The organism is Streptomyces sp. NRRL B-1140, from assembly GCF_001280065.1.
GTDB lineage: Bacteria > Actinomycetota > Actinomycetes > Streptomycetales > Streptomycetaceae > Streptomyces.
The window spans coordinates 1-13,093 of the sequence record NZ_LGEA01000091.1; the positions used below are offsets into that span (position 1 = coordinate 1).

Annotated in this window: 10 protein-coding genes, 1 tRNA gene and 1 riboswitch; of the genes, 7 read left to right on the plus strand and 4 right to left on the minus strand. The window is 72.5% G+C overall.

The window, feature by feature from the left end:
• Window positions 1-49: 49 nt before the first annotated feature.
• A complete protein-coding gene (locus tag ADK65_RS11880; RefSeq protein ID WP_053669958.1) occupies window positions 50-2,167 on the minus strand; it encodes an asparagine synthase-related protein in 2,118 nt (705 codons plus the stop codon).
• A 944-nt stretch (window positions 2,168-3,111) separates the two neighbouring features.
• Between ADK65_RS11880 and ADK65_RS11885 the strand changes: the two genes are divergently transcribed.
• The 4 genes from ADK65_RS11885 (at window position 3,112) to ADK65_RS11900 (ending at window position 8,239) form a co-directional block, all read left to right on the plus strand.
• The gene (locus ADK65_RS11885) at window positions 3,112-4,536 is read left to right on the plus strand and encodes a hypothetical protein (protein WP_053669959.1); all 1,425 of its coding nucleotides are present in this window, start codon (window positions 3,112-3,114) and stop codon (window positions 4,534-4,536) included.
• Between the two features lie 139 nt (window positions 4,537-4,675).
• Window positions 4,676-5,881: an L-2-hydroxyglutarate oxidase gene (gene lhgO, locus ADK65_RS11890; RefSeq protein WP_053669960.1), complete on the plus strand. Its 1,206-nt coding sequence runs from the start codon at window positions 4,676-4,678 to the stop codon at window positions 5,879-5,881.
• Between the two features lie 119 nt (window positions 5,882-6,000).
• The gene (gene trmB / locus ADK65_RS11895; RefSeq protein ID WP_053669961.1) at window positions 6,001-6,834 is read left to right on the plus strand and encodes a tRNA (guanosine(46)-N7)-methyltransferase TrmB; all 834 of its coding nucleotides are present in this window, start codon (window positions 6,001-6,003) and stop codon (window positions 6,832-6,834) included.
• Between the two features lie 58 nt (window positions 6,835-6,892).
• A complete protein-coding gene (locus ADK65_RS11900; RefSeq protein ID WP_053669962.1) occupies window positions 6,893-8,239 on the plus strand; it encodes a PrsW family intramembrane metalloprotease in 1,347 nt (448 codons plus the stop codon).
• A gap of 112 nt (window positions 8,240-8,351) precedes the next feature.
• On the opposite strand, the gene ADK65_RS11905 is transcribed toward ADK65_RS11900, so the two are convergent.
• The 3 genes from ADK65_RS11905 to ADK65_RS11915 form a co-directional block, all read right to left on the minus strand.
• Complete coding sequence (locus tag ADK65_RS11905) at window positions 8,352-9,392, minus strand: M23 family metallopeptidase (protein WP_053669963.1); 1,041 nt, start codon at window positions 9,390-9,392, stop codon at window positions 8,352-8,354.
• An 11-nt stretch (window positions 9,393-9,403) separates the two neighbouring features.
• A riboswitch (cyclic di-AMP (ydaO/yuaA leader) is annotated at window positions 9,404-9,560 on the minus strand.
• A gap of 287 nt (window positions 9,561-9,847) precedes the next feature.
• Window positions 9,848-9,921: transfer RNA gene (locus ADK65_RS11910), tRNA-Met, on the minus strand.
• Window positions 9,922-9,970: 49 nt separating this feature from the next.
• Window positions 9,971-11,101: a dihydrofolate reductase family protein gene (locus ADK65_RS11915; protein ID WP_053669964.1), complete on the minus strand. Its 1,131-nt coding sequence runs from the start codon at window positions 11,099-11,101 to the stop codon at window positions 9,971-9,973.
• A gap of 77 nt (window positions 11,102-11,178) precedes the next feature.
• Here ADK65_RS11915 and ADK65_RS11920 point away from each other — a divergent pair, with 77 nt between their 5' ends.
• The 3 genes from ADK65_RS11920 to ADK65_RS11930 all read left to right on the plus strand — a co-directional run bounded on the left by ADK65_RS11920 (window position 11,179) and on the right by ADK65_RS11930 (window position 13,088).
• Window positions 11,179-11,688 (plus strand): MarR family winged helix-turn-helix transcriptional regulator, encoded by a 510-nt coding sequence (locus ADK65_RS11920; protein ID WP_053669965.1) that lies wholly within the window; start codon window positions 11,179-11,181, stop codon window positions 11,686-11,688.
• Between the two features lie 137 nt (window positions 11,689-11,825).
• Window positions 11,826-12,467: a GTP cyclohydrolase II gene (locus ADK65_RS11925; protein ID WP_053669966.1), complete on the plus strand. Its 642-nt coding sequence runs from the start codon at window positions 11,826-11,828 to the stop codon at window positions 12,465-12,467.
• Between the two features lie 117 nt (window positions 12,468-12,584).
• Window positions 12,585-13,088 (plus strand): MarR family winged helix-turn-helix transcriptional regulator, encoded by a 504-nt coding sequence (locus ADK65_RS11930; RefSeq protein WP_053669967.1) that lies wholly within the window; start codon window positions 12,585-12,587, stop codon window positions 13,086-13,088.
• Window positions 13,089-13,093 lie beyond the last annotated feature (5 nt).

Here is a 13,093-nt window from a genome sequence, read left to right on the forward strand (position 1 = left end):
GCGCGGCCCCGGCCCCCTCCCGGCATCACGCGAAGACGCGCACCCCGCACTACACCCTCCGCCCCCCGCCGGCCCCCGCCCCCAACGCCCCCCGCTGCGGTGCGATGCCCGCCGGTACGGCCCGTTGCCGTGCCGGTGTGCCCGTCCAGCAGGTGCCGCGGCGGGCGAGGAGGCGACGGAGCCAGAGCTCCAGGGAGACCAGGTCCGCGAGGCCGTCCAGAGGGAGGGGCTCGCCCGCCGCCGCGCCACGCAGCGCCTTGCGGACCACGCGGGCCTCCACCAGGCCCGCCTCCGCCAGCAGCGGAGTGTCGAACAGGGCGACCAGGGTGTCCGCCGCCACGCGCAGCCCCGTGCGCTCCGCGGCCGCAGCCGTCGCCTGGGTCGGAGCGCCCCAGCCGGGCGGCAGTTCGCGCACCCCGGCCCCTTCCAGAACCGTACGCAGGACCGCCGCCCGCGCCCCCGGCCGCACCCGCAGCGCCTCGGGCAGGGCCCGGGCCGCGCGGACGACCTGGTTGTCGAGGAACGGGGCGTGCAGCCGCTGGAAGCGGACCTCCGCCGCCTGCTCCAGCACCCGCAGGTCCGCCGCATGCCGCGCCAGTGCCGCCCGCGCGCGAAAATCTCCCGGCCGCTGTCCCGGCCCGACCAGCTCCGACCGGTGGGTGGACGCCTGAAGACGAACCGATACTTCAGCGAGCGCCTCACCGGTCAGCCAGCGCGCCGCCGGGCCGGGTCTGCCCCAGGTCAGCGCGGCGAGCGACGCGTCCAGCGCACCGCCGGGCGCGTCGAGGCCGTCGTCGGAACGAGGGTCCAGCAGGCGTTCGGCGAGGGCCTCTAGCCCCGACCGGTACGGCATACGGGACAACCGCCGCGCCGCCGCGTACACGCGCGCGGGCACCAGCACCGACCCGTCGGCCTTGGCGAGCGCGGCGACCGGCCGCACGAGGTGACGCCGCCGACGGTCCATCAACAGATCGGCCAGACGCGCGGGATGGGCGTCCAGGACCTGGCGCGCACCGTAGCCCGTGAAGTGGTCCGCGCTGCCGGCCGCCAGCCGGGCCCGATGGCGCGCCGCCGACACCAGGCACGGCCCGGGCTCGTCCGTGAGGGGCCCGTCCAGGTCGGCGTACGGAAGGGTCCCCTCGTCGCCCGCCACGACGACGTGGTGCAGCCGCGGGTTGGCGGCCAGCGCGCCCGCCCGCTCCAGTTCGGCCTCCCGGCCGCCGACGGCGAGGTCGTTGAACGTGACGGCCAGCAGCCGCTCCCCCGCACCCGTGCCGTGCCCCAGCACCGTGCCCGGCATCCCGGGCAGACCCGCGGCGAGCAGCGCCAGCGCACCGGAGGCCGGCCCGCCGGACAGGTCCGCGCCGATTCCCGGCACCGGCATCCCGCGCGCGGCACGCCGCTCGGCGGGCCCCATGCCGGGCACGGGGCCGGGGTCGATGTCGGCGCCGGGGACGTGCCGCGGCGCGGACAGCCGCGTCCGCACGGCCTCGACGAGCGCGTCGCGCACCGCGTCGACCGCGCTGTCGGGATCGGCCGGGGGCGCCGCCACGGCCAGCGAGGCGACCGGCTCGTACCCGGCGATCTCGCGCGCCCCGGCGCGCAGGATGAGGGCGTGCCCGGGCGGAATGCGCTTCACGCCGTCGTACGGCGTGGAGTCGTGCAGCGCGGCGGGCACGTCAGGAGCCGCCAGCAACGCGGCGAGATGCCCGAAGTCGAGGTTGGCCTCGATGAGGTCGGCCAACGGCAGCGCGGCGGTCGCGTACGCCGTACCGCCGGCCCAGGGCGTGTGGAACACCGGCCGCGCGCCCGCGAGATCACCGCAGACGGTGATCCGCCTGCCGACCTGGACGATCGCGGTATAACTGCCCGGCCAGGCGGTCAGGTGCCGAAGTGCGCCGCCGCGCGCGGCGAACAGCGCGACGCGCAGCTGCTCGTCGGTGGCGCCGCAGATGCCGAGGACGGCGATCCTGGTCCGTTCGTCGGCCTTCACCACCCGCACCTCGTCGGGGCGCCAGTCACCGACCGCCCACAGCGGATCGGGGTCGCCCCACAGGAGTTGGGAACCCACCGGGTGCAGCGTCTCCCCCTCGGCGCCGGTGGCGCCCGCCGAACCGGCAGCGACGGCTCCCGCGGCGGTGCTGCTCCATCCCACCAACCACCGCATCGCCGCCTCCACAGGCTGTGGACAACCAGTGCACCGTACGAACCGGTTCACCATGCTGCCATGAAGGAAGCGTTCCAGAGGGTGCCGACGCCGCTTGCGCTCCGCCCAATGCGCCCCGGCGGAGCCACCCGCACGGTCGCGAACACCCCGAACACCCGCGCGCCACAAGAAGATCCGGGCGGAAAGCCGAACGAAGAACACGTCCGGCGATACACCGGAGGAAGACCAACGCGCACCCGCACAGGACGAAAACGCCACCCGCACAAGACGGAAGCGGCACCACCACAAAACGAAAGCGGCGCCCGCACGGGAGAAGGCGGCACCCGCACAAGCCGAACAAGGCACCGGAAGAAGCGCGGCGAATCGAAGAGACGGCGCATAAGCGGCGCAGAATCAAGGCACGTCAGCGACATGTCTGCAGTAGTACTGCGACACGAATGCGCCCCCGAAACGCGCCCCAATCACGCCCGACGCGCCCTCAAGTGCCGTGGTCGGAGCCCTGCGACCCCACGACCGGCGGGGGCGATTTTCGGCCAAATCGCCGCCACGGAAGAAGCCTCGAACACTCTCCGTACAGGCGCGGCACCCCACCCCCAGGTCGCGCAGTCCGGGAGACGGAGCACGCCTCCCGGACCGTACCGCCGCCCGCGGGGATGTAGGCGGCGGTGTCCCCCAGCCCACTGGATCCAGTACAGCGGGCCGACCCACGCGACGACCATGGAACCGCTCCCGCGATGGCCGGAGAAGAGCGCACGGGCGGGCGCACGGCCACACAGTGGGAGCACGTCGCAACAGCCCGTATCTGAACCGTACTTCAGTACGGACCACATTCCCGCCAACCGGAACAATGCCCCTTAACGCTTGGGATGCGGCGAACTACGCTGGGTTTACGAATGCCGCGTGGTTATGCCAGTGCGGCAGCCGTCTGTGTCGAGGGGTGGCGCATGTCCAGGGAGCAACGCGGGCCGAACGAAAAACTCGGCGCCGTTCTCGCCCTCGCGGGTATCTCCAACGCGGGCCTCGCGCGGCGCGTCAACGATCTTGGCGCCCAGCGCGGTCTGACGCTTCGCTATGACAAGACGTCGGTGGCGCGATGGGTGTCGAAGGGCATGGTGCCGCAGGGCGCCGCCCCGCACCTCATCGCCGCCGCCATCGGCCAGAAGCTCGGCCGCCCGGTGCCGCTGCACGAGATCGGCCTGGCGGACGCGGACCCCGCACCCGAGGTCGGCCTCGCCTTCCCGCGGGACGTCGGACAGGCGGTGCGCTCCGCGACCGACCTGTACCGCCTCGACCTCGCCGGCCGCCGGGCCGGCTCCGGCGGCATCTGGCAGTCGCTGGCGGGATCGTTCGCGGTGAGCGCATACGCAACGCCTGCCTCACGATGGCTGATAACCCCGGCCGACAGTTCGGTCGCGCGTGACGTGGGCCCCGGTGAGGGCTCCGGCGCACCGCTCAAAGTCGGCCACAGCGATGTGCAGAAGCTGCGGGAGGCCGCGGAGGACGCCCGGCGCTGGGACTCCAAGTACGGCGGCGGCGACTGGCGTTCCTCGATGGTCCCCGAATGCTTAAGGGTGGAGGCGGCCCCCCTGCTGCTCGGCTCGTACTCCGACGAGGTCGGCCGGGCCCTCTTCGGCGCCTCCGCCGAACTCACCCGTCTGGCGGGCTGGATGGCCTTCGACACGGGCCAGCAGGAAGCCGCCCAGCGCTACTACATCCAGGCCCTGCGCCTGGCCCGGGCGGCGGCGGACGTCCCCCTCGGGGGCTACGTGCTGGCCACCATGTCCCTCCAGGCCACCTACCGCGGCTTCGGCGACGAGGGCGTGGACCTCGCCCAGGCCGCCCTGGAGCGCAACCGCGGACTGGCGACGGCCCGCACCATGAGCTTCTTCCGCCTCGTCGAGGCACGCGCGCACGCCCGCGCCAACGACGCCCAGGCGGCCGGCGGCGCCCTGAAGGCGGCCGAGAGCTGGCTGGAGCGGGCCCGCCCCGGCGACAACGACCCGAGCTGGCTCGGTTTCTACTCCTACGACCGTTTCGCCGCCGACGCGGCCGAGTGCTACCGCGATCTCAAGGCACCCCGCCAGGTCCGCCGCTTCACCGAGCAGGCCCTGTCGAAGCCCACGGAGGAGTTCGTCCGCTCGCACGGCCTGCGCCTGGTCGTCTCCGCGGTCGCCGAACTGGAGTCGGGGAACCTCGACGCGGCGTGCGAGCAGGGAGTGCGGGCGGTGGAGGTCGCCGGGCGGATCTCCTCGGCCCGTACCACCGAGTACGTGAAGGACCTCCTGCACCGGCTGGAGCCGTACGGCGACGAGCCGCGGGTGGTGGAGCTCCGTGAGCGTGCACGACCGCTGCTGATGGCTCCCGCCTGAGCGGGTGCCGGGTTGCCGTGATCTCGTGCCGCGGGTCGGTCGTGGCTGATCGCGCGGTTCCCCGCGCCCCTGGAGGCGATGGCGCTCCCGGGCGTTTGAAGCCGCTGTCAGTGGCGCAGTGCACTATCGGTAGCGGGAGGTGGTGCAGGTGCGGACGGCGTACGACTGTGACGTGCTGGTGATCGGCGGCGGCATCGTCGGTCTGTCGACGGCGTACGCGATCACCCGCGCCGCACCGGGCACACGTGTCACCGTCCTGGAGAAGGAGCCGGGCCCGGCCCGCCACCAGACCGGCCGCAACAGCGGCGTCATCCACAGCGGCATCTACTACCGCCCCGGCTCCCTCAAGGCCCGCTACGCGGTGCGGGGCGCGGCGGAGATGGTGAAGTTCTGCGCCGAGTACGGCATCCCCCACGCGGTCACCGGCAAGCTGATCGTCGCCACCGACCGCTCGGAGCTGCCCCGTCTGCACGCGCTCGTGCAGCGCGGCCGGAACAACGGGATCCCGGTGCGGGAGCTGGGCCCCTCCCAGATCGAGGAGCACGAGCCCGAGGTGCGCGGGATCGCCGCGATACACGTCGGCACGACCGGCATCTGCGACTTCGTCGCGGTCGCCCGCCAGCTGGCCCACGGCTCGGGCGCGGAGATCCGCTACGGCACCCGGGTCGTGCGCGTCGACCGGCGCCCCGAACGGGGAGTCGCCGTGCTCACGGCCGCGGGGGACGTCGTACGCGGACGGGTCCTGGTGAACTGCGCGGGGCTGCAGTGCGACGAGATCGCCCGGCTCACCGGGGACGGCCCGGACGTCCGGATCGTGCCGTTCCGGGGCGAGTACTACGAGCTGGCCCGGCCCGAGCTGGTGCGTGGCCTGGTCTACCCCGTGCCCGATCCGGCGTTCCCGTTCCTCGGGGTGCATCTCACCCGGGGCATCGACGGAGGGGTCCACGTCGGGCCGAACGCGGTCCCGGCCCTGGCCCGCGAGGGATACGGCTGGGGCACGGTGAGCCTGCGCGAACTGAGCTCGACCCTGGCATGGCCCGGCTCCTGGCAGATAGCCCGCCGGCACTGGCGGTACGGGGCGGGTGAGCTGCGGCGGTCCCTGTCCAAGAGGGCGTTCACCCAGGCGGTGGGCAGGCTGCTGCCCGGCGTGTCCGAGGACGACCTGGTCCCGACGGCGGCGGGCGTACGCGCGCAGGCGGTCCTCCGTGACGGAACCCTGGCCGACGACTTCCTGATCCGCGAGGGGCCTCGCACGGTGCACGTCCTGAACGCACCGTCTCCTGCAGCCACCGCGTCTTTGCCGATCGGCCGGGAGGTGGCGCGGAGGGCGTTGAGCGCGCTGTGAGTTCCGCGGGTGCCCGGGGTGTGGCTGATGCCGGGTGGGTCCGCAGCCCGGCGCAGCGGGGTGCTGACCCACCACCCCACGTCACGCGAAGCCCCCGCAGCCGTAAAATCAGAGGCACTGTGTCTGACTCCGCCAACACCCCCGAAGCCCCGAACCCGCACGCCCCCGGCGTCTCCGTCCGCCGCACCCGGGCCAAGGGAGAGCCGCGCTTCCCCGACGGGCCGAAGGCCGACCCCGCCGGCTCGCACTTCGAGCGGCGGATCCGGAGTTTCCAGCCCCGGCGCAGCCGTGTCACCGCCGGTCAGGCGGACGCGCTGCAGCGCCTGTGGCCCAAGTGGGGTCTCGACATCGACGGCAGCCGGACCCTCGACCTGCCCGACCTGTTCGGCAACGACAACCCCGTCGTCCTGGAGATCGGCTTCGGCATGGGTGAGGCCACCGCCCGGATGGCCGCCGCCGACCCCGCCACGAACATCCTCGCCGTCGACGTCCACACCCCCGGCCAGGGCAACCTGCTCAACCTCGCCGACCGCAACGGCCTGTCCAACGTCCGCGTCGGCAACGGCGACGCGATCATCCTCCTGCGCGAGATGCTCGCCCCGGACTCCCTCGGCGGCCTCCGCGTCTACTTCCCCGACCCCTGGCCCAAGAAGCGGCACCACAAGCGCAGGATCATCCAGCCCGACTTCCTCACCCTCGCCGCCACCCGACTCCGTCCCGGCGCCCTCGTCCACTGCGCCACCGACTGGGAGCCGTACGCCGAGCAGATGCTCGACGTCCTCACGGCGCACCCCGACTTCGAGAACACACAGGCGGACGGCGGTTTCGCGCCGCGTCCCGACTTCCGTCCGCTGACCCGTTTCGAGGGCCAGGGACTGGACAAGGGACATGTCGTGAACGACCTCCTCTTCCGCCGCGTACAGCACGTGGACCAGCCCCCCGCCGGCGCCTGACCACCCCTGGCACCTTCCCGCCTGCGGACAGCGCCCATCCGTCGTTAGGGTCAATTCCGTGGCCACCAGCCCCCCGCATCCGTCGTACCCGAGCGGTCCCACCGACGGCGTCCCCTTCGCCGGCCCAGGCACGGCCGGCTCCCTGCGGCACGCCCACTGGTGGCAGCGCGCCTGGGTGCGCTACGGCGCGCTGAGCACGCTCCTCGCGATATCCGGCCTGGTCATCCTCGCCCTGGTCCGCGAGGAGACCGGCACGGAGGGGTTCCTGGTCGGGCTGGGTCTGGCCGTCCTGCCGGTGCCCCTGCTGATCGCCGCGTTCCGCTGGCTGGACCGGGTCGAACCCGGCCCCTGGCGGAACCTGATCTTCTGTTTCGCCTGGGGTGCCTGCGCGGCGGCGCTGATAGCGATCGTCGCCAACAGCTTCGCGACGAGATGGATAGCGACGGCGACCGCGGACCCGTCCAGCGCGGACACCCTCGGCGCGACCGTGATAGCGCCCGTGGTCGAGGAGTCGGCCAAGGCTGCGGCCGTGCTCCTGGTCTTCCTCTTCCGGCGCCGCGACTTCACCGGCATCGTCGACGGCGTCGTCATAGCCGGTGTGACCGCCACCGGCTTCGCCTTCACCGAGAACATCCTCTACCTGGGCACCGCGTTCGGCACCGACCAGCTCACCGGCGGCACCGGCATCGCCTCCGTCACGGCGGCGACCTTCTTCGTGCGGATCATCATGTCGCCGTTCGCGCATCCGCTGTTCACGGTCCTCACCGGCATCGGCTTCGGTGTCTCCGCGCTCTCGACGGCCCGCCGGCCCGTCCGCCGGATCGTCTTCCCGCTGTCCGGACTGCTGCTCGCCATGGGCATGCACGCGATGTGGAACGGCTCCTCGGCATTCGGCGAGTACGGGTTCTTCGCCGTGTACGCGGCGTTCATGGTGCCCATCTTCGGGCTGCTGACGTGGCTGGTGATCTGGACCCGGCAGCGGGAACTGAAGACCGTACGGGCGGAACTGCCCGCCTACGCCGTGGCCGGCTGGCTGACCCCGGCCGAGCCGTACGCGCTCGGCTCGATGCGGGCCAGGCGGATCGCCCGCCAGTACGCCCGCCGCCACCTGGGCAGGGCGGCGGCCCGGGAGGTGGCCCGCTACGAGGCGTACGCGACGTCCCTGGCGTTCCTGCGGCACCGGGCCCGGCGGGGCAACGCCCGGGCGGACTTCGCCCAGCGGGAGCGGGAACTGCTCGGCGAACTGTGGCGGCGCCGGGAGGTGTCCCGCCCCGCCCTGGACCACGCGGCGCGGATCACCGCCCCACCGGTCCCGGTGGCGGCCCCGCCCTGGCCGGTGCACGGGGTGTACGGGTACGGCCACCAGCCGACGGCGTACCCCGCGTACAACCCGTACCGCACCTGAGCCCCGCTCAGGCCGACGCCTGGGTGAGCCGCCCGACTTCGAAAAAAGCCGGCGACCCTGACGTCGGGGGGTCGTCGTCAGGGCCGCCGGTTCTTCAACGTGTGCGTACCGCTTACGGGTTCAGTCCCTTGCCTCGCAGCCACGCCATCGGGTCGAGGCCGCTCGCGGATCCGCCGGAGTGGACCTCGAGGTGCAGGTGCGCCCCGGTGACGTTGCCGGTGGCGCCCACGCGGCCGATCACATCGCCGGTGCTGACCTTCTGGCCGACGCTGACGCCGATGGAGGACTGGTGTGCGTACCAGATCTCGGTGCCGTCATCGAGGGTGAGGACGGTCTTGTAGCCGTAGGAGCCGTTCCAGCCCGCCTCGGTGATGGTGCCGCTGTGCACGGCCTTGATCGGCGTGCCCGTCGGAGCGGCGAAGTCGAGGCCGGTGTGGTAGCCGGAGGACCAGTAGGCGCCGGCCTGGCCGAACGTCGAGGTGAGGGTGTACGAGGAGGTCGGCAGGGTGAACTGCTTGGCGAGAGCGGCCAGGCGCTCGGCCTCGGCCTTCTTCTCGGCCTCCTCCTCCGCCTTCTTCTTGGCTTCGGCGGCCTTGGCCTTGGCTTCCTTCTCCGCCTTGGCGACGGCGTCCGCCGCTGCCTTCTCGGCGGCGGCCGCGGCGTCCTGCGCGGCCTTGGTCTCGATCTGCTCCTGCTGGTGCTCGACCTGCGCCATGATCCGGGCACGCAGCGCGTCACCGGCGCCGGCGCGGGCGCCGGACGTGCCCTTGGCGGTCTCCGCGGTGGCGGTGCCGAGGCTGCTGAGCGGGGTGGCGGAACCTTCGGGGGTGTCGTCGTCCGAGATGAGGGAACCCACCGAGGGCAGGTCCGGCACGGAGATGGACACCGGGGGCTTGCCGGTCTGGGCGCTGGCCATGCCGCCGGCACCCACGGCGGCTATGACGCCGACGCCCAGGACGGTGGAGCTGCGAGCGAGGCCTCCGCCGCGCTGCTTGGTGACGCGATGCCGGCCGCGGACGGGACGGATGGACTCCTCGGTGGGGTTCCACTCCTGGAACGGGCCCTCGTCGGTGCGCGGACCGCCGTAGCCGAAGGTGTCGTTCTCGCGCTTCGGCGCGTACGGGGCCGCGGGGGCAGGCCGGTTGGACGCCACGTGGGCGTACTCCTTTCCTTCCTTCTCGCCTACCGGGTTAGCTGACGGGTTCGGAGCAGGAAGGTCTCCTACGCGCGTATACCTGCCGTGCTTCCACGGTGGTATCCGCCCGATTCACCCCAAGTGGTGGTTCCCCGGTTCCCTTTCGGGATTCGGCGCGTGCGCACGGAGCCGCCTTCTGTGACGGCTGGGACGACCGCGCTGCGTTATCGAACGTTAATGGAGGCGCGGGGGGTATTCCAGCGATTCCACTTGATCATTAACCTTTTTCGCATGGACTTACCTGACATGACCGGCTTAAATCGGGCGAGTTGACCGCCTCGTAAGTGACCGACGGGTTTTGACGGTGCGTCAGTTGTTATGCGGAGCGGGGCGGTTCGCTCACCGAACGTGATGGCGTATCGAGAAAGCACCGAGGGCCGGAATCCTTTTGGATTCCGGCCCTCGGCCTTCAGTAGCGGGGACAGGATTTGAACCTGCGACCTCTGGGTTATGAGCCCAGCGAGCTACCGAGCTGCTCCACCCCGCGTCGCCATCCGCGGGACCGCTCGCACACACCCGCCGCTCGGGCTCCGCACTCAGCGCAGCAGGTGGCGGTTCGGGGCCTTGGCCCGCGCCTCGTGCTCCGGGAGGACGAGGACCTCCGCCCCCTGAGCCGCCAGCAGGCCGCTGCCGTCGGCGTCCGTCACGAAGGTGTCCGGCTCGCGCCAGGCCGTGACGACCCGTCGGACGCCCGCGTCGAGGATCAGCCGGGCGCAGGGTGCGGGGCGGGAGGAGCGGCGGGCGCACGGCTCCAGGCTGCTGTACACCGTCGCGCCGGGCAGGCGGGGGTCGGCCGGGTCGAGCTTCGCGAGAGCCGCCTCCTCCGCGTGCACCACTGGGTCGCCGCCCTCGCGGGAGTGGCCGCGGGCCAGTTCCGTGCCGTCGGCGGCGACCACGACCGCGCCCACGCTGAACGCCGTGTCCGACGGCGGACAGCGCTCGGCCAGCTCACAGGCGCGGGCCAGCCAGTGGTGGTCGGCGGCGGCGGACAGGGGGCCGGTGCCCGGGGCGGTCGGCTCGTAGCGCATCAGGACGACGTCTTCGATCCGCCGCGATTCCAGCAGCCGGAGCCGGCCGCCCTGGTAGCCGCCGGGGCCGAAGAGACGGGGGGCCCGGGGGTCGCCCACGAAGAGCGGGGCGAGGACCAGCTGGAGTTCGTCGGCGAGGCCCTGGGTGAGGAGCTGGGTGTGGATCAGGCCGCCGCCCTCGACCATGAGCCGTTCCACGCCCCGGACGTCGTGCAGGTGCGTGAGCAGCCGCCGCCAGTCGAGGTCGGCGCCGAGCGGGACGACGTCGGTGGCCAGACCCAGGGCACGGGCGCGTTCGGCGCCCTGGTCGGTCGTGTAGAGGACCTTGTCGCCGCCGGTGTGCCAGAAGCGGGCGTCCGGATCGAGGTCGCCGGAGCCGCTGACGGTGACCTTGAGCGGGTACTCGGGCTTGCCCGCGGCCGTGCGGGCGGACCGGCGCCGCTCCGAGTTCACCAGCAGGCGCGGATTGTCGGCCCGGATGGTGCCGGCGCCGATCAGGATCGCGTCCACGGAGGCCCGCACCTCGTCGACCCGGTCGAAGTCGGCCGGGCTGGACAGGAGCAGGCGGTCGGGTCCGGTGTCGTCCAGGTAGCCGTCGAGGGAGACGGCGGCGGACAGCAGGACGTACGGGTGAGGCATCGGTGCTCCGCGGCTGGTCGGGACGGCGGGACTGAGCAAGGCTTGGTTCAAGTTTGAAACAAACCTACACTGGTGGCATGACGACTCGCTGGCTCACCCCCGAGGAGCAGCGCGCCTGGCGCGCCTACATCGCCGCCTCGCTGCTCCTGGAGGACGCGATCGACCGGCAGCTGCAGCAGGACGCCGGCATGCCGCACCTTTACTACTCCATCCTGTCCGTCCTGTCGGAGTCCCCCGAGCGGCGACTGCGCATGACCGACCTCGCGGAGCGGCTGAAGATCACGCGCAGCCGGCTGACGTACGCGGTGACGCGGCTGGAGAAGGACGGCATGCTGCGGCGCGAGGCCTGCCGGCACGACAAGCGGGGCAGCATCGCGGCGCTGACCGACGAGGGTTTCGCCGTGCTGGAGCGCGCGGCGCCCGGGCATGTCGCGACCGTGCGGAGCTCCCTTTTCGACCGGCTCAGCGAGGAGCAGGTGGGGCAGCTCGAGGAGATCTCCTCGGCGATCGCGCGGGGGCTGCAGGAGGACGGGGCGCGGGCGGCGGCGGACGAGGTGCCGTGGCGGCGGAGGTCGTCGACGGCCTGATCGTGACGCGCGCCACACGAAGCCGGATTCCGATTGCTTCAACTTTAAAGCACGAGTAGGGTTCCGGTCGTGGATCTGCTTCAAATCTGAAGCAGACGGCTGTGCAGCCGAACAGGAACGGAACCCGGAGGCCCCGCATGCCCGACACCCCCGCCGTCATCGCCACCGAGCGCTCCCGCGTCCGGGTCCCGCTGCGTTTCCACGACGGCTACGAGGCGGACGCCGAGCTCGTCACCTTCCACGGCCTGGCCGACGGCCAGGAACACGTGGCCGTGGTCCTCGGCGAGCCCGGCCCGGTCCCGCTGGTGCGGCTGCACTCCGAGTGCCTGACCGGGGACGTGTTCGGCTCCGCCCGCTGCGACTGCGGCCCGCAGCTGCGCGAGGCGGTCGAGAGCATCGCCGAGCGCGGCGGAGTGCTGCTCTACCTCCGCCAGGAGGGCCGCGGCATCGGCCTCTACAACAAGCTCGACGCGTACGCCCTGCAGGACCAGGGGCTCGACACGTACGAGGCGAACGCGGCGCTGGGACTGCCAGAGGACGCCCGCGACTACACGGCGGCGGCCCAGATGCTCCGGGCCCTGGGCATCGGCGAACTGGACCTGCTCTCCAACAACCCCGACAAGGCGGGCCAGTTGCGGTCCCTGGGTGTCGACGTCCGGGAGCGGATCCCCACGGGCGTCTTCACCACCGCCCACAACGTCCGCTACCTGCGCGCGAAAGTCCTCCAGACCCAGCACACGCTGCCGCTCGCCGCGCTGGCGGAGCTCAACGCCGGCTGAGCGGTCGCCGGTCCGGCCGGGCACGGAACCGGACTGCTTGCCCCTCGCTTCCTCGGGTACAGCCTTTGCAAGAGGGCGACCTCATCAGTACCCGGAGCTTTTTGGAAGTGACCGTTCGTGACCGATCTCGGCGGCCCCGGCAACCACCACCGGGCGAAGGGACCGGGCGAGGGCCCGCAGGCCGTCGCAGCGCAGATCGCCGATGCCGTGGAGAGCCTGGCGGAACTGTGGTCGATCGCCGCCCAGGAGGCGTCGCTGCGCCTGTCACCGCACCAGTTGCGGGCACTGCGCACCGTGCAGGCGGCACCCGGCCTGAACCTGACGGCCCTCGCGGACGGCCTCGACATCGGTCTCCCCACGGCCAGCCGCCTCTGCGACCGCCTGGCGGCGGCGGGCCTCCTGGAACGGACCCCGCACCCCGACACCCGCCGCGAGGTGCAGTTGTGGCTCACCTCACACGGGCAGCACGTCCTGTGCGATGTCGCCGACCGCCGCGCCCAGGCCCTGGCCACAGCCCTGGCGGCGATGGAACCGGCCGAACGGACGGCGCTGAGCACGGGCTTGCGAGGGTTTCTGGCAGCCCGGGACACGGTGGTACCCCACGTCGACGGCACCGAGTGAGTTCG

Coding starts and splice junctions, on each gene's coding strand:
- ADK65_RS11925 (WP_053669966.1), top strand. CDS start 11,826: ATGCCCGACACCCCCGCCGTCATCGCCACCGAGCGCTCCCGCGTCCGG.
- ADK65_RS11885 (WP_053669959.1), top strand. CDS start 3,112: ATGTCCAGGGAGCAACGCGGGCCGAACGAAAAACTCGGCGCCGTTCTC.
- ADK65_RS11915 (WP_053669964.1), bottom strand. CDS start 11,101: ATGCCTCACCCGTACGTCCTGCTGTCCGCCGCCGTCTCCCTCGACGGC.
- ADK65_RS11920 (WP_053669965.1), top strand. CDS start 11,179: ATGACGACTCGCTGGCTCACCCCCGAGGAGCAGCGCGCCTGGCGCGCC.
- ADK65_RS11880 (WP_053669958.1), bottom strand. CDS start 2,167: ATGCGGTGGTTGGTGGGATGGAGCAGCACCGCCGCGGGAGCCGTCGCT.